At 48.6% G+C, this 19,584-nt stretch carries 15 protein-coding genes and 1 tRNA gene; 12 read left to right on the top strand and 4 right to left on the bottom strand.

Annotated elements, in window-relative coordinates:
• The first annotated feature begins 316 nt into the window (after positions 1-316).
• Complete coding sequence (locus tag A1SC_RS04230; RefSeq protein WP_016262794.1) at positions 317-1,186, top strand: YjeJ family protein; 870 nt, start codon at positions 317-319, stop codon at positions 1,184-1,186.
• 202 nt (positions 1,187-1,388) lie between these two features.
• Here the strand turns inward: A1SC_RS04230 and A1SC_RS04235 are convergent, their stop codons facing one another.
• The 3 genes from A1SC_RS04235 to A1SC_RS04245 all read right to left on the bottom strand — a co-directional run bounded on the left by A1SC_RS04235 (position 1,389) and on the right by A1SC_RS04245 (position 3,863).
• Complete coding sequence (locus A1SC_RS04235) at positions 1,389-1,742, bottom strand: DUF4156 domain-containing protein (protein ID WP_000558209.1); 354 nt, start codon at positions 1,740-1,742, stop codon at positions 1,389-1,391.
• 137 nt (positions 1,743-1,879) lie between these two features.
• Positions 1,880-3,526: a chaperonin GroEL gene (gene groL, locus A1SC_RS04240; RefSeq protein WP_000729132.1), complete on the bottom strand. Its 1,647-nt coding sequence runs from the start codon at positions 3,524-3,526 to the stop codon at positions 1,880-1,882.
• Positions 3,527-3,569: 43 nt separating this feature from the next.
• Positions 3,570-3,863 (bottom strand): co-chaperone GroES, encoded by a 294-nt coding sequence (locus tag A1SC_RS04245; RefSeq protein ID WP_001026276.1) that lies wholly within the window; start codon positions 3,861-3,863, stop codon positions 3,570-3,572.
• 275 nt (positions 3,864-4,138) lie between these two features.
• Between A1SC_RS04245 and yjeH the strand changes: the two genes are divergently transcribed.
• The gene (yjeH, locus tag A1SC_RS04250) at positions 4,139-5,395 is read left to right on the top strand and encodes an L-methionine/branched-chain amino acid transporter (RefSeq protein WP_016262793.1); all 1,257 of its coding nucleotides are present in this window, start codon (positions 4,139-4,141) and stop codon (positions 5,393-5,395) included.
• A 15-nt stretch (positions 5,396-5,410) separates the two neighbouring features.
• On the opposite strand, the gene A1SC_RS04255 is transcribed toward yjeH, so the two are convergent.
• Entirely contained in the window at positions 5,411-5,887 is a 477-nt protein-coding gene (locus A1SC_RS04255; protein ID WP_001267441.1) for an FxsA family protein, read from the bottom strand.
• 336 nt (positions 5,888-6,223) lie between these two features.
• On the opposite strand from A1SC_RS04255, the gene aspA reads away from it, so the two are divergent.
• The 10 genes from aspA to dtpC all read left to right on the top strand — a co-directional run bounded on the left by aspA (position 6,224) and on the right by dtpC (position 19,581).
• Positions 6,224-7,660, top strand: a complete 1,437-nt coding sequence (gene aspA / locus A1SC_RS04260; RefSeq protein ID WP_001517611.1) for an aspartate ammonia-lyase — start codon at positions 6,224-6,226, stop codon at positions 7,658-7,660.
• Positions 7,661-7,777: 117 nt separating this feature from the next.
• The gene (gene dcuA, locus A1SC_RS04265) at positions 7,778-9,079 is read left to right on the top strand and encodes an anaerobic C4-dicarboxylate transporter DcuA (RefSeq protein ID WP_000961962.1); all 1,302 of its coding nucleotides are present in this window, start codon (positions 7,778-7,780) and stop codon (positions 9,077-9,079) included.
• Positions 9,080-9,194: 115 nt separating this feature from the next.
• The gene (gene cutA / locus A1SC_RS04270) at positions 9,195-9,533 is read left to right on the top strand and encodes a divalent cation tolerance protein CutA (protein ID WP_001517610.1); all 339 of its coding nucleotides are present in this window, start codon (positions 9,195-9,197) and stop codon (positions 9,531-9,533) included.
• On the top strand, positions 9,509-11,206 hold the full coding sequence (gene dsbD / locus A1SC_RS04275) for a protein-disulfide reductase DsbD (protein WP_016249490.1): 1,698 nt from the start codon (positions 9,509-9,511) through the stop codon (positions 11,204-11,206). Before cutA ends, dsbD begins: the two co-directional genes overlap by 25 nt.
• Before the next feature lie 35 nt (positions 11,207-11,241).
• Complete coding sequence (locus A1SC_RS04280) at positions 11,242-11,817, top strand: transcriptional regulator (RefSeq protein ID WP_001188522.1); 576 nt, start codon at positions 11,242-11,244, stop codon at positions 11,815-11,817.
• A gap of 106 nt (positions 11,818-11,923) precedes the next feature.
• A tRNA-Phe gene (locus A1SC_RS04285) sits at positions 11,924-11,999 on the top strand.
• A 602-nt stretch (positions 12,000-12,601) separates the two neighbouring features.
• On the top strand, positions 12,602-14,140 hold the full coding sequence (gene cadC, locus A1SC_RS04290) for a lysine decarboxylation/transport transcriptional activator CadC (RefSeq protein ID WP_001187163.1): 1,539 nt from the start codon (positions 12,602-12,604) through the stop codon (positions 14,138-14,140).
• Between the two features lie 363 nt (positions 14,141-14,503).
• Entirely contained in the window at positions 14,504-15,838 is a 1,335-nt protein-coding gene (cadB, locus tag A1SC_RS04295) for a cadaverine/lysine antiporter (RefSeq protein ID WP_001517608.1), read from the top strand.
• Between the two features lie 79 nt (positions 15,839-15,917).
• The gene (gene cadA / locus A1SC_RS04300; protein ID WP_001517607.1) at positions 15,918-18,065 is read left to right on the top strand and encodes a lysine decarboxylase CadA; all 2,148 of its coding nucleotides are present in this window, start codon (positions 15,918-15,920) and stop codon (positions 18,063-18,065) included.
• Positions 18,066-18,123: 58 nt separating this feature from the next.
• Positions 18,124-19,581, top strand: coding sequence for a dipeptide/tripeptide permease DtpC (gene dtpC / locus A1SC_RS04305; RefSeq protein ID WP_001517606.1), 1,458 nt, complete (start codon positions 18,124-18,126; stop codon positions 19,579-19,581).
• Positions 19,582-19,584: the final 3 nt, after the last annotated feature.

Raw genomic sequence — 19,584 nt, 5'->3', positions numbered from 1 at the left:
GATTGAATTTTCAATGAACTGTAGGCCTGATAAGGCGTTTACGTCGCATCCGGCAAGAGCAACGAACACGCGTACAGCGACCTGTCATTAAATAGGGAAGTTTAATCTTTTCCGTTGCATAACCATTAATTATTCATATGCTTTGCTATTTTTATTATTTATATAGCTGATATCAATAATTAACCTTTCTTTTCTGTTTATATAGAGCGAGCGCCGCTATTTATGTTATTTTAACAACTATTACTACCAAGCCCATTTATCTGGCTTATAAATTAATATTATTTATTTTATTGAGAAATGGTTAGGGAGAACCTACATGGCCATAAGCATCAAGGGTGTTAACACTGGTGTTATTCGCAAGAGTAATAACTTCATTGCACTGGCACTGAAAATAAAAGAGCCTCGCAATAAAGAATCGTTGTTCTTCATGTCTGTGATGGAACTGCGCGACCTGCTGATAGCGCTGGAAAGCCGTCTGCATCAAAAGCATAAACTGGAGGCTGATCACCGTCTTCAGTATGAGCAAGCGCGCGATAAGGCCATGAAAAAGATGGCAGAAAATATTCCTCAAATTCAGATTGAAGAACTTAAAAATGCTGATATTAATCGCCGTGTAAATACACTGGAACTTACCGATAATCAGGGTGAAAATCTCACATTCCTATTAACTCTGCATGACGGCAGCAAATCTGAATTAGTTGTCAATGAACTGCAAATTGAAATGCTGGCGCGAGCAATCATTCACGCAATTAATAATGCGGAAATGCGTGAACTGGCATTACGTATTACATCGCTGTTAGATTTCCTGCCATTATATGACGTCGACTGCCAGGATAATGGTAATCTGGAATATGACACCTATTCACAGCCAGAATGGAAACAAAACTTGTTTAGCCATTATCTGGCGGTGCTTTATCGCTTTAAAGATGAAAGTGGCAAAGAACAATTTAGCGGTGCAGTGGTGAAAACACGTGAAGCGACAGCAGGTAAAGAAGTGGAGGCCATCACCCGCCGGATGCTTGATTTCAGCCCTCGACTGAAAAAGCTCGCTGGAGTGCCGTGTCAGGTCTACGTTCGCACCGTAGCGGCAAATAACGCCCAACCGCTGACCCAGGATCAATGCTTACGCATACTGCATCACTTACGTGTTCAGTCCATCAGCAAAGCCGCGCTACAAGCGAAATAATCCCATCTTTGCTAATGCGAGGCTGGAGCCATCCAGCCTGAAATGACTGATAACGTGATCGTTGATCATGCCGGATGCGGCGTAAACGCCTTATCCGGCCTATAAATTCTCAAGCATTCAATCAGTTGCAATGCCTGATGTAGGCCTGATAAGCGAAGCGCATCAGGCAATTATACGTTTGTCACCCAGCCTCGGAATCACATCAGTTCGGGCACTTATAAACCTGGCCGATAATCTGGCTATCAGTCGGAACGAAGCTGGACAACATCCCCTGCGACGGGCTGCTAATACCATAAATCACGTTACCGCCCATTGCGGCAGCCTGATTGCGCAGATCGTTTGCCGCACCACGCATAGAACCGCCTTCTTCGCCGTGTTGTCCGGAAAGCCAGTTACTTTGCTTACCTGTCGCAGTACCAATAAGTTGGCACTCTGCGCCTGGTTGCTCGTCCACAATGCGAACACTCTGACCGGCAGCACTCAATTCGTTACTGGAGCTACAACCCGCCATCAGTAGCGCGGCACCGACAATCCCTGCTAAGTATTTTACGTGCATGTTATTCCCCATAATCAATGAGCTGGACGCCCCTCGCGTCGTCCGTGTTTGAATCTTATACTAGAAAGATGACTAAAAGAAAAACCCCCAGACATTTCTGCCTGAGGGTTTCTTTATTTCTGCGAGGTGCAGAGCAATTACATCATGCCGCCCATGCCACCCATGCCGCCCATACCGCCAGCAGCGCCTAAGTCAGCCGCATCGTTTTTCGGCAGGTCGGTAACCATGCACTCGGTGGTGATCATCAGGCCAGCCACAGAAGCTGCGTACTGCAGAGCAGAACGAGTTACTTTGGTTGGATCCAGGATACCCATGTCGATCATGTTGCCGTATTCTTCGGTTGCAGCGTTGTAGCCGTAGTTGCCGTCGCCAGCTTTAACAGTGTTAGCAACAACTGACGGCTCTTCACCGCAGTTCAGTACGATCTGACGCAGCGGAGCTTCCATTGCACGCAGTGCAACTTTGATACCCACGTTCTGCTCTTCGTTCTGACCACGCAGGTCAGCCAGTTTAGACGCTACGCGGATCAGCGCAACACCACCACCAGCAACCACGCCTTCTTCTACCGCAGCACGGGTCGCGTGCAGGGCGTCTTCAACGCGTGCTTTTTTCTCTTTCATTTCAACTTCGGTAGCAGCACCCACTTTGATAACTGCAACGCCGCCTGCCAGTTTCGCTACGCGCTCCTGCAGTTTTTCACGGTCGTAGTCAGAAGTTGCTTCTTCAATCTGCTGACGGATCTGAGCAACACGGCCCTGGATTGCAGCTTCTTCACCCACGCCATCGATGATGGTGGTGGTGTCTTTGTTGATCACAACACGTTTAGCCTGGCCCAGGTCTTCCAGGGTTGCTTTTTCCAGTTCCATACCAATCTCTTCAGAGATTACAGTACCACCGGTCAGAGTAGCGATATCCTGGAGCATTGCTTTACGACGATCACCGAAGCCCGGTGCTTTAACCGCAGCCACTTTCACGATGCCGCGCATGGTGTTAACAACCAGAGTTGCCAGAGCTTCACCTTCAACATCTTCAGCGATGATCAGCAGCGGTTTGCCTGCTTTTGCAACAGCTTCCAGAACTGGCAGCATTTCGCGGATGTTGGAGATTTTCTTGTCAGCCAGCAGGATGAACGGGCTTTCCAGTTCTACTGCGCCAGTTTCCGGCTTGTTGATGAAGTAAGGAGACAGGTAGCCACGGTCGAACTGCATACCTTCAACCACGTCCAGTTCGTCCTGCAGACCAGTACCGTCCTCAACGGTGATAACGCCTTCTTTACCGACTTTGTCCATCGCTTCAGCGATCAGTTTACCTACGGTTTCGTCGGAGTTAGCGGAGATAGTACCAACCTGAGCAATAGCTTTAGAGTCAGAGCACGGTACAGACAGCGCTTTCAGTTCTTCAACTGCAGCGGTAACAGCTTTGTCGATACCACGCTTCAGGTCCATCGGGTTCATGCCCGCAGCAACAGCTTTCAGACCTTCAGTGATGATGGCCTGAGCCAGTACGGTTGCGGTGGTAGTACCGTCGCCTGCAGTGTCATTCGCTTTAGAGGCAACTTCTTTCACCATCTGCGCCCCCATATTTTCGAACTTGTCTTCCAGTTCGATTTCACGAGCAACGGAAACACCATCTTTGGTGATGGTCGGTGCACCGAAAGATTTATCCAGAACTACGTTACGGCCTTTCGGACCGAGGGTAACTTTCACTGCATCTGCCAGTACGTTTACGCCGCGCAGCATTTTCACACGAGCGTCGTTACCGAATTTTACGTCTTTAGCTGCCATTATCTTTATTCCTTAAATTCGTATGTTCAGTGTCGTGCGCGGATTACGCTTCAACAATTGCCAGAATGTCACTTTCGGACATGATCAACACTTCTTCATTGTCGATCTTCTCAGATTTCACACCGTAGCCATCGTTGAAAATAACGATGTCGCCAACTTTCACGTCCAGCGGCTTCACTTCGCCATTTTCAAGGATACGGCCATTGCCTACAGCCAGCACTTCGCCACGGGTAGATTTAGCCGCTGCAGAGCCGGTCAGAACGATGCCGCCAGCAGATTTAGTTTCAACTTCTTTACGCTTGACGATCACGCGATCATGCAATGGACGAATATTCATTGATAACTCTCCTTTGAGAAAGTCCGTATCTGTTATGGGTGACGCCGGACCTTACGTGGTTTCCCGGCTGGTGACCAGAGAAATGGGGATGAGGCCTCTCCCCTTCAAGGGGGAAAATGAAAAAAAATTCTGATCAGCACAAAATCGGGTAAAAATCCTGATTCACCTCACGTTTCATCGCAATTTCGACATCGTCGTCATAAGCGAATCTGATTGTGCTACCATCAAAAACCTGCGCAGTTGCCCAAAATTTGGGCGCAATCGGACATCAACCCATGAGTGGACTCAAACAAGAACTGGGGCTGGCCCAGGGCATCGGCCTGTTATCGACTTCATTGTTAGGCACCGGCGTGTTTGCCGTTCCTGCCTTAGCCGCCCTGGTGGCAGGCAATAATAGCCTGTGGGCCTGGCCTGTTCTGATAATCTTAGTTTTCCCGATTGCGATCGTGTTTGCGATTCTGGGTCGCCACTACCCCAGCGCGGGCGGTGTGGCGCATTTTGTCGGCATGGCGTTCGGTTCGCGGCTTGAGCGAGTCACAGGCTGGTTATTTTTATCAGTTATTCCCGTTGGCTTGCCCGCTGCGCTGCAAATTGCCGCCGGATTCGGCCAGGCGATGTTTGGCTGGCATGGCTGGCAACTGTTGATGGCTGAACTCGGTACGCTGGCGCTGGTGTGGTATATCGGTACTCGCGGTGCCAGTTCCAGTGCGAATCTACAAACGGTTATTGCCGGACTTATCGTCGCGCTGATTGTCGCCGTCTGGTGGGCGGCCGATATTAAACCTGCGAATATCCCCTTCCCTGCGCCAGGTGATATCGAACTTTCCGGGCTATTTGCTGCGTTATCGGTAATGTTCTGGTGCTTTGTCGGTCTGGAGGCGTTTGCTCACCTTGCCTCAGAATTTAAAAATCCGGAGCGTGATTTCCCCCGCGCTCTGATGATTGGTCTGGTGCTGGCAGGTTTAGTCTACTGGGGGGGTACGGTTGTCGTCTTACACTTCGACGCCTACGGTGAAAAAATGGCGGCGGCAGCATCGCTTCCGGAAATTGTGGTGCAACTGTTCGGTGTAGGGGCGCTGTGGATTGCCTGCGTGATTGGCTATCTGGCCTGCTTTGCCAGCCTCAACATTTATATACAGAGTTTCGCCCGCCTGGTCTGGTCGCAGGCGCAAGATAAACCCAACCACTACCTGGCGCGCCTCTCTTCTCGCCATATCCCGAACAATGCCCTCAATGCAGTGCTCGGCTGTTGCGTGGTGAGCACGTTGGTGATTCACACTTTAGAGATCAATCTGGACGCACTCATCATTTATGCCAACGGCATCTTTATTATGATCTATCTGCTGTGCATGCTGGCTGGCTGTAAATTATTGAAGGGACGTTATCGGCTACTGGCGGTGATTGGCGGACTGCTATGCATCCTGTTGCTGGCGATGGTCGGCTGGAAAAGCGTGTATGCATTGATCATGCTGGCGGGGCTGTGGTTGTTCCTGCCGAAACGAAAAACGCCGGAAAATGGCATAACCACATAATCCGGCGTTTCAACATTAATCCTGACGATCGTCTTTATGATCAAGGCGATCGCGGTTGTCATCCTTACGCTGATATTCACCATCAAAAGTATTGCCGCCACCGGCTCCGGCACTAAATCCACCGCCCGGCATACGGGAAAAACGCAAATGCGGCATCAACTTCACGGTCAGATGTTTCTGCACTGGTGGCAATAAAAGAAGAAGACCGAGGAAATCGGTGAAAAAGCCCGGTAATAAAAGCAGCAAACCGGCAATGATCAACGAAACACTTTTAATCATTTCCGCCGCCGGATTTTCTCCCGCCGCCATTTTTTGTTGCATCAGCACAAAATTCTTAAATCCCTGGTTACGTACCAGCGACATACCAATAACTGACGTGAATATAACCAACACAAGAGTGAGTAATACCCCCAATACGTGGGCAACCTGAATAAAGATTGAAATCTCAATATAGACATAAAGGAAAATGGCAATAAAAGGTAACCAGCGCAAAGGTTTCTCCTGTAATAGCAACCGGTTAAATCCGGCCGCCTGAATGGGTTGCGAATCGCGTTCAGCTTATATTGTGGTCATTAGCAAAATTTCAAGACGTTTGCGCAACTATTTTTGGTAGTAATCCCAAAGCGGTGATCTATTTCACAAATTAATAATTAAGGGGTAAAAACCGACACTTAAAGTGATCCAGATTACGGTAGAAATCCTCAAGCAACATATGATCCCGAGTATTCGACTGATGCAGGGGATAATCGTCGGTCGAAAAACATTCGAAACCACATATATTCTGTGTGTTTAAAGCAAATCATTGGCAGCTTGAAAAAGAAGGTTCACATGTCAAACAACATTCGTATCGAAGAAGATCTGTTGGGTACCAGGGAAGTTCCAGCTGATGCCTACTATGGTGTTCACACTCTGAGAGCGATTGAAAACTTCTATATCAGCAACAACAAAATCAGCGATATTCCTGAATTTGTTCGCGGTATGGTAATGGTTAAAAAAGCCGCAGCTATGGCAAACAAAGAGCTGCAAACCATTCCTAAAAGTGTAGCGAATGCAATCATTGCTGCATGTGATGAAGTCCTGAATAACGGAAAATGCATGGATCAGTTCCCGGTAGACGTCTACCAGGGCGGCGCAGGTACTTCCGTAAACATGAACACCAACGAAGTGCTGGCCAATATCGGTCTGGAACTGATGGGACACCAGAAAGGTGAATATCAGTACCTGAATCCGAACGACCATGTTAACAAATGTCAGTCCACCAACGACGCCTACCCGACCGGTTTCCGCATCGCAGTTTACTCTTCCCTGATTAAACTGGTAGATGCTATTAACCAACTGCGCGAAGGTTTTGAGCGTAAAGCTGTCGAATTCCAGGACATCCTGAAAATGGGTCGCACCCAACTGCAGGACGCAGTACCAATGACCCTTGGTCAGGAATTCCGCGCTTTCAGCATCCTGCTGAAAGAGGAAGTGAAAAACATCCAACGTACCTCTGAACTGCTGCTGGAAGTTAACCTTGGCGCAACTGCCATCGGTACTGGCCTGAACACGCCGAAAGAGTACTCTCCGCTGGCAGTGAAAAAACTGGCTGAAGTCACTGGCTTCCCATGCGTTCCGGCTGAAGACCTCATCGAAGCGACCTCTGACTGCGGCGCTTACGTTATGGTTCACGGCGCGCTGAAACGCCTGGCTGTGAAGATGTCCAAAATCTGTAACGACCTGCGCTTGCTCTCTTCTGGCCCACGTGCCGGCCTGAATGAGATCAACCTGCCGGAACTGCAGGCAGGCTCTTCTATCATGCCAGCAAAAGTAAACCCGGTAGTTCCGGAAGTAGTTAACCAGGTATGCTTCAAAGTCATCGGTAACGACACCACTGTTACCATGGCAGCAGAAGCAGGTCAGCTTCAGTTGAACGTTATGGAGCCGGTCATTGGCCAGGCGATGTTTGAATCCGTTCACATTCTGACCAATGCTTGCTACAACCTGCTGGAAAAATGCATTAACGGCATCACTGCTAACAAAGAAGTGTGTGAAGGTTACGTTTACAACTCTATCGGTATCGTCACTTACCTGAACCCGTTCATCGGTCACCACAACGGTGACATCGTGGGTAAAATCTGTGCCGAAACAGGTAAGAGCGTGCGCGAAGTCGTTCTGGAGCGCGGTCTGTTGACTGAAGCGGAACTAGACGATATTTTCTCCGTACAGAACCTGATGCATCCGGCTTACAAAGCAAAACGCTATACTGATGAAAGCGAACAGTAATCGTACAGGGTAGTACAAATAAAAGAGGCACGTCAGATGGCGTGCCTTTTTTCTTGTGAGCAGTAACTTAAAAACAACAACCTGATATCAACTTGTTAAAAAACAAGGAAGGCTAATATGCTAGTTGTAGAACTCATCATCGTTTTGCTGGCGATCTTTTTGGGCGCCAGATTAGGGGGAATTGGTATTGGTTTTGCAGGTGGATTGGGGGTGCTGGTTCTTGCCGCTATCGGCGTCAAGCCTGGTAACATTCCGTTCGATGTAATTTCCATTATCATGGCGGTTATCGCTGCTATTTCTGCCATGCAGGTTGCTGGCGGTCTGGACTATCTGGTTCACCAGACAGAAAAGCTGCTGCGCCGTAACCCGAAATACATCACGATCCTCGCACCGATCGTGACCTATTTCCTGACCATCTTTGCGGGCACTGGCAACATCTCTCTGGCAACGCTGCCAGTTATCGCTGAAGTAGCGAAGGAACAAGGCGTTAAACCTTGCCGTCCACTGTCTACTGCGGTAGTTTCCGCGCAGATTGCGATCACCGCATCGCCAATCTCTGCGGCAGTGGTTTACATGTCTTCCGTAATGGAAGGTCACGGCATCAGCTACCTCCATTTGCTCTCCGTGGTCATCCCGTCCACCTTGCTGGCGGTTCTGGTGATGTCCTTCCTGGTCACCATGCTGTTCAATTCCAGGCTGTCTGACGATCCGATTTATCGCAAGCGTCTGGAAGAAGGTTTAGTTGAACTGCGCGGTGAGAAGCAGATTGAAATCAAACAAGGCGCGAAAGCGTCCGTCTGGCTGTTCCTGCTGGGCGTAGTCGGCGTGGTTATCTATGCGATCATCAACAGCCCGAGCATGGGTCTGGTTGAGAAACCGCTGATGAACACCACTAACGCCATCCTGATTATCATGCTGAGTGTTGCAACCCTGACCACTATTCTTTGCAAAGTGGATACCGACAACATCCTCAACTCCAGCACCTTCAAAGCAGGTATGAGCGCCTGTATTTGTATCCTGGGTGTTGCATGGCTGGGCGATACTTTCGTTTCCAACAACATCGACTGGATCAAAGATACCGCTGGTGAAGTGATTCAGGGTCATCCGTGGCTGCTGGCTGTCATCTTCTTCTTTGCTTCTGCTCTGCTGTACTCTCAGGCTGCAACCGCAAAAGCACTGATGCCGATGGCTCTGGCGCTGAACGTTTCTCCGCTGACCGCTGTTGCTTCTTTCGCAGCCGTGTCTGGCCTGTTCATTCTGCCGACCTACCCGACGCTGGTTGCTGCGGTACAGATGGATGACACGGGTACAACTCGTATCGGTAAATTCGTCTTCAACCATCCGTTCTTCATCCCGGGTACTCTGGGTGTTGCCCTGGCCGTTTGCTTCGGCTTCCTGCTGGGCAGTGTGATGCTGTAATAACAAATCGCGGGGCGTTCACGCCCCGCTTTCTTTCCCACCGACTAACATCCTTCCCTCGTCCGTTGTATAGTGACCTCTCTCTTGCGGTTCCATCTGTTCTAGCGAGGTGTTTATGCTTGATGAAAAAAGTTCGAATACCGCGTCTGTCGTGGTGCTGTGTACCGCGCCGGATGAAGCGACAGCCCAGGATCTGGCTGCCAAAGCGCTGGCAGAAAAACTGGCGGCCTGCGCAACCCTGATCCCCGGTGCAACCTCTCTCTATTACTGGGAGGGTAAGCTGGAACAGGAATATGAAGTACAGATGATCTTAAAAACCGATAAAGCTCACCAGCAGGCACTGCTGGAATGCCTGAAGGCTCATCATCCTTATCAAACACCTGAACTTCTGGTTTTACCTGTTACACATGGAGACACAGATTACCTCTCATGGCTCAACGCATCTTTACGCTGATCCTGCTATTTTGCAGCACTTCCGTTTTTGCCGGATTATTCGACGCGCCTGGACGTTCCCAATTTGTCCCCGCGGATCAAGCCTTTGCTTTTGATTTTCAGCAAAACCAGCATGACCTTAATCTGAGCTGGCAGATCAAAGACGGTTATTACCTCTACCGTAAACAGATCCGTATTACGCCTGAACAGGCGAAGATTGCCGACGTGCAACTGCCGTCAGGTGTCTGGCATGAAGATGAGTTTTACGGCAAAAGCGAGATTTACCGTGGGCGGCTGACGCTTCCCGTTACCATCAATCAGGCGGGTGCTGGTGCGACGTTGACGATTACTTACCAGGGATGCGCCGACGCCGGTTTCTGTTATCCGCCAGAAACTAAAATAGTGCCGTTAAGCGAAGTGCTCACCAACAACGCGGCGCCACAACCTGCGCCAGTTCCGCAGCAAGAGCAACCCGCCGCGCAACTGCCCTTTTCTGCACTCTGGGCGCTGTTGATCGGTATCGGCATCGCCTTCACACCATGCGTGCTGCCGATGTACCCGCTGATTTCCGGCATCGTACTGGGCGGTAAACAGCGGCTATCCACCGCCAGAGCATTGCTGCTGACCTTTATTTATGTTCAGGGGATGGCGCTGACTTACACGGCACTGGGTCTGGTGGTTGCCGCCGCGGGATTACAGTTCCAGGCGGCGCTACAGCATCCTTACGTGCTTATCGGCCTCGCTATCGTCTTTACCTTGCTGGCGATGTCGATGTTTGGCTTGTTTACCCTGCAACTTCCCTCTTCCCTACAAACACGCCTCACGCTGATGAGTAATCGCCAGCAAGGCGGCTCGCCTGGCGGTGTGTTTGTTATGGGCGCAATTGCCGGATTGATCTGTTCACCATGCACTACCGCGCCACTTAGCGCGATTCTGCTGTATATCGCCCAAAGCGGGAACATGTGGCTGGGCGGCGGTACACTTTATCTCTATGCGCTGGGCATGGGACTACCGCTGATACTCATTACTGTCTTCGGCAACCGTCTGCTGCCGAAAAGCGGTCCGTGGATGGAACAGGTCAAAACCGCGTTTGGTTTTGTAATCCTGGCGCTGCCGGTCTTCCTGCTGGAGCGGGTGATTGGCGATGCCTGGGGATTACGCTTGTGGTCGGCGCTTGGCGTCGCGTTCTTTGGCTGGGCGTTTGTCTCCAGCTTACAAGCCAAACGCGGCTGGATGCGCATGGTACAAATTATCCTGCTGGCAGCCGCGCTGGTAAGCGTGCGCCCACTCCAGGATTGGGCGTTTGGCGCGACGAGCACGGCACAATCTCAGGCCCATCTCAACTTTAAAAAAATCAAAACAGTAGATGAGTTAAATCAGGCGCTCGTTGCAGCCAAAGGCAAACCGGTAATGCTAGATCTCTATGCCGACTGGTGCGTCGCCTGTAAAGAGTTCGAAAAATACACCTTCAGTGACCCGCAGGTGCAAAAAGCGTTAGCAGACACGGTATTACTTCAGGCCAACGTCACTGCCAACGACGCACAAGATGTGGCGCTGTTAAAACATCTAAATGTCCTTGGCCTACCGACGATTCTGTTTTTTGACGGACAAGGTCAGGAGCATCCACAAGCACGAGTCACGGGCTTTATGGATGCAGAAACCTTCAGCGCACATTTGCGCGATCGCCAACCGTGAACGACACTTCAGTGGGAAAGACGGAGGAAAATAGCGTGCAACGTGAAGATGTACTGGGAGAAGCCCTGAAATTATTAGAGTTACAAGGGATTGCTAACACTACGCTGGAGATGGTTGCTGAACGAGTGGATTATCCGTTGGAAGCGCTCCAGCGTTTCTGGCCAGACAAAGAGGCCATCCTCTACGATGCGCTGCGCTATCTTAGCCAACAGATAGATGTCTGGCGTCGTCAACTGATGCTGGATGAAACGCAGTCTGCTGAACAAAAGCTGCTGGCGCGTTATCAGGCATTATCAGAATGCGTTAAAAACAACCGCTATCCGGGCTGTCTGTTTATCGCTGCCTGCACGTTTTATCCCGATCCCGACCACCCTATCCATCAACTGGCCGATCAGCAAAAAAGCGCGGCGTATGATTTCACCCACGAACTGTTAACCACCCTGGAAGTTGACGACCCGGCAATGGTGGCAAAGCAGATGGAACTGGTGCTGGAAGGGTGTTTAAGTCGCATGCTGGTGAATCGCAGCCAGGCGGATGTCGACACCGCACACCGACTGGCGGAAGATATCCTGCGCTTCGCCCGCTGCCGTCAGGGCGGGGCACTGACCTGACAGAAATACAGAAAACAAGCGATTTGCCGCAAACTTAAGCAATTGAATCGTTTTTACTGAAATTAGGTTGACGAGATGTGCAGATTACGGTTTAATGCGCCCCGTTGCCCGGATAGCTCAGTCGGTAGAGCAGGGGATTGAAAATCCCCGTGTCCTTGGTTCGATTCCGAGTCCGGGCACCAAATTCATATAAACGGACCTCCACGGAGGTCCGTTTTTCGTTTCAGGACGCCACAATTTAAGCGTTCTGCCTCCAAATCAATTCTGCCGAACTCAACCCGATTCTCCCCCACATCACCAGCATTTTGCGGGTATATCCCGGTTCGAGAAAATTTGTCCCTAAGCTATAGCACTGACTGACGCGAAATGTCGCGCGGCCCCGTAATGCTGTTGAACGTCAAATGACGTCATCAGGAGCGTAATGCATCCATAAACAGAACGCCGACTGATGAGATTCTGAATGCGAACAAAGAAAAATGTATCAGTCCGTTTGCTCATGCAAAGACTAACAATCCATTAAAATAGTAAGCGCTTCGGGCCATTTTCCGGGAATTATTTTCTGAACATTTTTCTTTGGCAAAGATGATGAATTTTGATGGTAAGGCAAATTACTTCTGGTTCTCATTAAAGTTCTTTCGTAAGGCTATGTAATCAAGAAGTTTATGGCTGGTAAGAATAACGTATTCTATTCACCAATAATATGTAAAGACATTCATCAATAGATGGTAAAAATAGGTTATGGCAATTATCATTGGGCCAGTCCCTTTTCGAGTGAGTTTCTATTATGCAACAACCTGTAGTTCGCGTTGGCGAATGGCTTGTTACTCCGTCCATAAACCAAATAAGTCGCAACGGGCGTCAACTAACCCTGGAGCCACGATTAATCGATCTTCTGGTTTTCTTTGCTCAACATAGTGGTGAAGTACTTAGTAGAGATGAACTTATCGATAATGTGTGGAAGAGGAGTATCGTCACCAATCACGTTGTAACACAGAGTATCTCAGAACTGCGTAAGTCATTAAAAGATAATGATGAAGATAGTCCTGTCTATATCGCTACTGTACCGAAGCGCGGTTATAAATTAATGGTTCCGGTTATATGGTGCAGCGAAGAGGAAGGGGAGGAAATGATGTTATCTTCGTCTCCTCCTATACCAGAGGCGACTCCTGACACAGATCCCCCCATCCACAGTCCAGATATCCAATACCCCCCAAAGCCACCTGAACATCCCCCAGTTAGATGCAAACGATTAACTGCCTTTTGGGTATGGTTTTTTTTCCTGTTGTCGTTAGGTATCTGTGTCGTACTCGTGGCATTCTCCAGCCTGGAAACGCGTCTTCCTTTGAGTAAATCGCGTATTTTGCTCAATCCACGCGATATTGACATTAATATGGTGAATAACAGTTGTAACAATTGGACTTCTCCGTATCAGCGCTCTTACGCGATAGGTGTGGGCGATTTGGTGGCTACGTCACTTAATACCTTCTCCACCTTTATGGTGCATGACAAAATTAACTACAACATTGATGAACCGAGCAGCTCTGGTAAAACGTTATCTATTGCATTTGTTAATCAACGCCAATACCGCGCTCAGCAGTGCTTTATGTCGGTGAAATTGGTAGACAATGCAGATGGTTCAACCATGCTGGATAAACGTTATGTCATCACTAACGGTAACCAGTTGGCAATTCAAAATGATTTACTTGAGAGTTTATCAAAGGCATTGAATCAACCGTGGCCACAACGAATGCAGGAGATGTTCCAACAAATATTGCCTCATCGAGGTGCTTTATTAACTAATTTTTATCAAGCGCATGATTATTTAATGCATGGTGATGAAAAATCATTGAACCGTGCCAGTGAATTATTAGGTGAGATTATTGAATCATCTCCTGAATTTATCTATGCGAGAGCAGAAAAAGCATTAGTTGATATAGTACGTCATTCTCAGCACCCTTTAGATGAAAAACAATTAGCAGCACTGAATACAGAAATTGATAACATTGCTACAATGCCGGGCATGAATAATCTAGCCATTTTCTATCAAATAAAAGCTGTCAGTGCCCTGGAAAATGGAAAAATAGAGGAGTCGTATCAGGCGATAAATACTGGAATTGATCTTGAAATGTCCTGGCTAAACTATGTGTTGCTTGGCAAAGTTTACGAAATGAAGGGGATGAACCGTGAAGCTGCTGATGCATATCTCACAGCCTTTAATTTACGTCCTGGTACAAACACCCTTTACTGGATTGAAAATGGTATATTCCAGACTTCTGTTCCTTATGTTGTTCCTTATCTCGATAAATTTCTCGCTTCAGAATAAGTGACTCCCGCGTTGATTCATGCACGGGAATACTGGATGTTGAATTTTTGTGTGTTTTTATTGGTATAATATGTTGCGGCATTTTATTTGTCGCATAATTTTTATTACATAATTTTAACCACAAACCTGAACATAACCCATTGTAAACATTAAATGTTTATCTTTTCATGATATCAACTTGCGATTCTTATCTGTTAATGGAGAGCTCAAATTCTCACTTACATAAACTTTTGTATTATTTCACCTAATCTTTAGGATTAATCTTTTTTTTTGAGTAATCTTGTCGCCAGTTTGGTCTGGTCAGTAAATAGTTACGCATCATGACCCGGACTCCAAATTCAAAAATGAAATTAGGAGAAGAGCATGAGTTCTGCCAAGAAGATCGGGCTATTTGCCTGTACCGGTGTTGTTGCCGGTAATATGATGGGGAGCGGTATTGCATTATTACCTGCGAACCTTGCAAGTATCGGTGGTATTGCTATCTGGGGTTGGATTATCTCTATTATTGGTGCAATGTCGTTGGCTTATGTATATGCCCGACTGGCAACAAAAAACCCGCAACAAGGTGGCCCAATTGCTTATGCCGGAGAAATTTCTCCTGCATTTGGTTTTCAGACAGGTGTTCTTTATTACCATGCTAACTGGATTGGTAACCTGGCGATTGGTATTACCGCTGTATCTTATCTTTCCACCTTCTTCCCGGTATTAAATGATCCTGTCCCGGCGGGTATCGCCTGTATTGCTATCGTCTGGATATTTACCTTTGTAAATATGCTCGGCGGTACTTGGGTAAGCCGTTTAACCACTATTGGTCTGGTGCTGGTTCTTATTCCTGTAGTTATGACTGCTATTGTTGGCTGGCATTGGTTTGATGCTGCAACTTATGCAGCTAACTGGAACACTGCTAATACCACTGATGGCCATGCGATCATTAAAAGTATTCTGCTCTGCCTGTGGGCCTTTGTGGGTGTGGAATCCGCAGCGGTAAGTACGGGTATGGTTAAAAACCCGAAACGTACCGTTCCACTGGCAACCATGCTGGGTACTGGTTTAGCAGGTATTGTTTATATTGCTGCAACTCAAGTGCTTTCCGGTATGTATCCGTCTTCTGTAATGGCAGCTTCCGGTGCTCCGTTTGCAATCAGTGCTTCTACTATCCTGGGTAACTGGGCTGCGCCGCTGGTTTCTGCATTCACCGCCTTTGCATGCCTGACGTCTCTGGGTTCCTGGATGATGCTGGTAGGCCAGGCAGGTGTGCGTGCCGCTAACGACGGTAACTTCCCGAAAGTTTATGGCGAAGTCGACAGCAACGGTATTCCGAAAAAAGGTCTGCTGCTGGCTGCTGTGAAAATGACTGCCCTGATGATCCTGATCACCCTGATGAACTCTGCCGGTGGTAAAGCATCTGACCTGTTTGGTGAACTGACCGGTATCGCAGTACTGCTGACTATGCTGCCGTACTTCTACTCTTGCGTTGACCTGATTCGTTTTGAAGGCGTTAACATCCGCAACTTTGTCAGCCTGATCTGCTCTGTACTGGGTTGCGTGTTCTGCTTCATCGCTCTGATGGGTGCAAGCTCCTTCGAGCTGGCAGGAACCTTCATCGTCAGCCTGATTATCCTGATGTTCTACGCTCGCAAAATGCACGAGCGCCAGAGCCACTCAATGGATAACCACACAGCATCTAACGCACATTAATTAAAAGTATTTTCCGAGGCTCCTCCTTTCATTTTGTCCCATGTGTTGGGAGGGGCCTTCTTTACCTGGAGATATGACTATGAACGTTATTGCAATATTGAATCACATGGGGGTTTATTTTAAAGAAGAACCCATCCGTGAACTTCATCGCGCGCTTGAACGTCTGAACTTCCAGATTGTTTACCCGAACGACCGTGACGACTTATTAAAATTGATCGAAAACAATGCGCGTCTGTGCGGTGTTATTTTTGACTGGGATAAATATAATCTCGAGCTGTGCGAAGAAATTAGCAAAATGAACGAGAACCTGCCGTTGTACGCGTTCGCTAATACGTATTCCACTCTCGATGTAAGCCTGAACGATCTGCGTTTACAGATTAGCTTCTTTGAATATGCGCTGGGTGCTGCTGATGATATTGCTAACAAGATCAAGCAGACCACTGACGAATATATCAACACTATTCTGCCTCCGCTGACCAAAGCACTGTTTAAATATGTTCGTGAAGGTAAATATACTTTCTGTACTCCTGGTCACATGGGCGGTACTGCATTCCAGAAAAGCCCGGTAGGTAGCCTGTTCTATGATTTCTTTGGTCCGAACACCATGAAATCTGATATTTCCATTTCAGTATCTGAACTGGGTTCTCTGCTGGATCACAGCGGTCCACACAAAGAAGCAGAACAGTATATCGCCCGCGTATTTAACGCAGACCGCAGCTACATGGTGACTAACGGTACTTCCACTGCCAACAAAATTGTCGGTATGTACTCGGCTCCGGCAGGCAGCACCATTCTGATTGACCGTAACTGCCACAAATCGCTGACCCATCTGATGATGATGAGCGATGTTACACCAATCTATTTCCGCCCGACCCGTAACGCTTACGGTATTCTTGGTGGTATCCCACAGAGTGAATTCCAGCACGCTACCATTGCTAAGCGCGTTAAAGAAACACCAAACGCAACCTGGCCGGTACATGCCGTAATTACTAACTCTACCTATGATGGTCTGCTGTACAACACCGACTTCATCAAGAAAACACTGGATGTAAAATCCATCCACTTTGACTCCGCATGGGTGCCTTACACCAACTTCTCTCCAATTTACGAAGGTAAATGTGGTATGAGCGGTGGCCGTGTAGAAGGGAAAGTGATTTATGAAACCCAGTCCACTCACAAACTGCTGGCGGCATTCTCTCAGGCTTCCATGATCCACGTTAAAGGTGATGTAAACGAAGAAACCTTTAACGAAGCCTACATGATGCACACCACCACCTCTCCGCACTACGGTATCGTGGCCTCCACTGAAACCGCTGCGGCGATGATGAAAGGTAATGCCGGTAAGCGTCTGATCAACGGTTCCATTGAACGTGCGATCAAGTTCCGTAAAGAGATCAAACGCCTGAGAACGGAATCTGATGGCTGGTTCTTTGATGTATGGCAGCCGGATCATATCGATACCACTGAATGCTGGCCGCTGCGTTCTGACAGCACCTGGCACGGCTTCAAAAACATCGATAATGAACACATGTATCTTGACCCGATCAAAGTCACCCTGCTGACTCCGGGGATGGAAAAAGACGGCACCATGAGCGAGTTCGGTATTCCGGCCAGCATCGTGGCGAAATACCTCGACGAACATGGCATCGTTGTTGAGAAGACCGGTCCGTATAACCTGCTGTTCCTGTTCAGCATCGGTATCGATAAGACCAAAGCACTGAGCCTGCTGCGTGCTCTGACTGACTTCAAACGTGCGTTCGACCTGAACCTGCGTGTGAAAAACATGCTGCCGTCTCTGTATCGTGAAGATCCTGAATTCTATGAAAACATGCGTATTCAGGAACTGGCGCAGAATATCCACAAACTGATTGTTCACCACAATCTGCCGGATCTGATGTATCGCGCATTTGAAGTTCTGCCGACGATGGTAATGACTCCGTATGCTGCGTTCCAGAAAGAGCTGCACGGTATGACCGAAGAAGTTTACCTCGACGAAATGGTAGGTCGTATTAACGCCAATATGATCCTTCCGTATCCGCCGGGAGTTCCTCTGGTAATGCCGGGTGAAATGATCACCGAAGAAAGCCGTCCGGTTCTGGAGTTCCTGCAGATGCTGTGTGAAATCGGCGCTCACTATCCGGGCTTTGAAACCGACATTCACGGTGCATACCGTCAGGCTGATGGCCGCTATACCGTTAAGGTATTGAAAGAAGAAAACAAAAAATAATTAGCTCGTACAAGGGAAGTGGCTTGCCACTTCCCTTTTTTGCTCATAAGGAGAACACATGAAAACACCCTCACAGCCGCGCGCGATATACTATATCGTGGCGATCCAGATCTGGGAGTACTTCAGTTTTTACGGCATGCGTGCCTTACTCATTCTCTATCTCACCCATCAGCTTGGTTTTGATGATAACCATGCCATCAGCCTGTTCAGCGCATATGCATCTCTGGTTTATGTTACCCCTATTCTCGGCGGCTGGCTTGCCGACCGCCTGCTCGGCAACCGCACTGCAGTAATTGCCGGCGCGCTGTTAATGACCCTTGGCCATGTGGTACTGGGCATTGATACAAATTCAACCTTTAGCCTGTATCTGGCGCTGGCAATCATTATTTGTGGTTACGGTTTATTCAAATCAAACATTAGCTGTTTACTTGGCGAGCTCTATGACGCGGACGATCATCGACGTGATGGTGGTTTTTCGCTGCTATATGCCGCGGGCAATATCGGTTCTATCGCCGCCCCCATCGCCTGTGGCCTGGCTGCACAGTGGTATGGTTGGCATGTTGGCTTTGCCCTTGCGGGCGGCGGCATGTTTATCGGTTTGTTGATATTCCTGAGTGGTCATCGTCATTTCCAATCCACGCGAGGTATGGATAAAAAAGCACTCACTCGCGTGAAGTTTGCCTTGCCGGTATGGAGTTGGTTGGTGGTGATGCTCTGTTTAGCCCCGGTATTTTTTACCCTATTGCTGGAAAACGACTGGTCCGGATATTTGCTGGCGATCGTTTGCCTTATTGCTGCACAAATCATTGCCCGCATGATGATCAAATTCCCCGAACACCGCCGTGCTCTTTGGCAAATTGTATTGTTGATGTTTGTCGGGACGTTGTTCTGGGTACTGGCACAACAGGGCGGCAGTACCATCAGCTTGTTTATCGATCGCTTTGTGAATCGTCAGGCATTCAATATTGAAGTACCTACTGCGCTATTCCAGTCGGTGAATGCAATTGCGGTGATGCTCGCTGGGGTTGTACTTGCCTGGCTGGCGTCGCCAGAAAGCCGCGGCAACTCAACATTGCGCGTCTGGCTGAAGTTTGCCTTTGGCTTACTGCTGATGGCTTGTGGCTTTATGTTGCTGGCATTTGATGCCCGACATGCAGCGGCTGGCGGTCAAGCGTCAATGGGCGTGATGATATCCGGGTTGGCGCTAATGGGCTTTGCCGAACTCTTTATTGATCCGGTGGCGATTGCGCAAATCACGCGCCTGAAAATGTCTGGCGTATTAACCGGTATTTATATGCTGGCAACAGGCGCGGTCGCCAACTGGCTGGCAGGCGTAGTGGCACAACAGACGACAGAGTCGCAAATTAGCGGTATGGCAATTGCAGCTTACCAGCGATTCTTTTCCCAGATGGGAGAGTGGACGTTGGCTTGTGTCGCGATCATCGTGGTATTGGCCTTTGCTACCCGATTTCTGTTTAGCACGCCGACCAATATGATACAGGAAAGCAACGATTAACTG

It is taken from the genome of Escherichia sp. KTE52 (assembly GCF_000408325.1).
Classification (GTDB): Bacteria; Pseudomonadota; Gammaproteobacteria; order Enterobacterales; family Enterobacteriaceae; genus Escherichia; species Escherichia marmotae.
The sequence above is the reverse complement of the archived record's forward strand: the minus strand, read 5'-3'. Positions and strand labels throughout refer to the sequence as shown.

Bases quoted from the DNA above. Each gene is read 5' to 3' on its own strand.
- dtpC (WP_001517606.1), top strand. From the start codon at position 18,124: ATGAAAACACCCTCACAGCCGCGCGCGATATACTATATCGTGGCGATC.
- dsbD (WP_016249490.1), top strand. From the start codon at position 9,509: ATGGCTCAACGCATCTTTACGCTGATCCTGCTATTTTGCAGCACTTCC.
- cadB (WP_001517608.1), top strand. From the start codon at position 14,504: ATGAGTTCTGCCAAGAAGATCGGGCTATTTGCCTGTACCGGTGTTGTT.
- A1SC_RS04230 (WP_016262794.1), top strand. From the start codon at position 317: ATGGCCATAAGCATCAAGGGTGTTAACACTGGTGTTATTCGCAAGAGT.
- cadA (WP_001517607.1), top strand. From the start codon at position 15,918: ATGAACGTTATTGCAATATTGAATCACATGGGGGTTTATTTTAAAGAA.
- cutA (WP_001517610.1), top strand. From the start codon at position 9,195: ATGCTTGATGAAAAAAGTTCGAATACCGCGTCTGTCGTGGTGCTGTGT.
- aspA (WP_001517611.1), top strand. From the start codon at position 6,224: ATGTCAAACAACATTCGTATCGAAGAAGATCTGTTGGGTACCAGGGAA.
- dcuA (WP_000961962.1), top strand. From the start codon at position 7,778: ATGCTAGTTGTAGAACTCATCATCGTTTTGCTGGCGATCTTTTTGGGC.
- A1SC_RS04245 (WP_001026276.1), bottom strand. From the start codon at position 3,863: ATGAATATTCGTCCATTGCATGATCGCGTGATCGTCAAGCGTAAAGAA.
- A1SC_RS04235 (WP_000558209.1), bottom strand. From the start codon at position 1,742: ATGCACGTAAAATACTTAGCAGGGATTGTCGGTGCCGCGCTACTGATG.
- yjeH (WP_016262793.1), top strand. From the start codon at position 4,139: ATGAGTGGACTCAAACAAGAACTGGGGCTGGCCCAGGGCATCGGCCTG.
- cadC (WP_001187163.1), top strand. From the start codon at position 12,602: ATGCAACAACCTGTAGTTCGCGTTGGCGAATGGCTTGTTACTCCGTCC.
- groL (WP_000729132.1), bottom strand. From the start codon at position 3,526: ATGGCAGCTAAAGACGTAAAATTCGGTAACGACGCTCGTGTGAAAATG.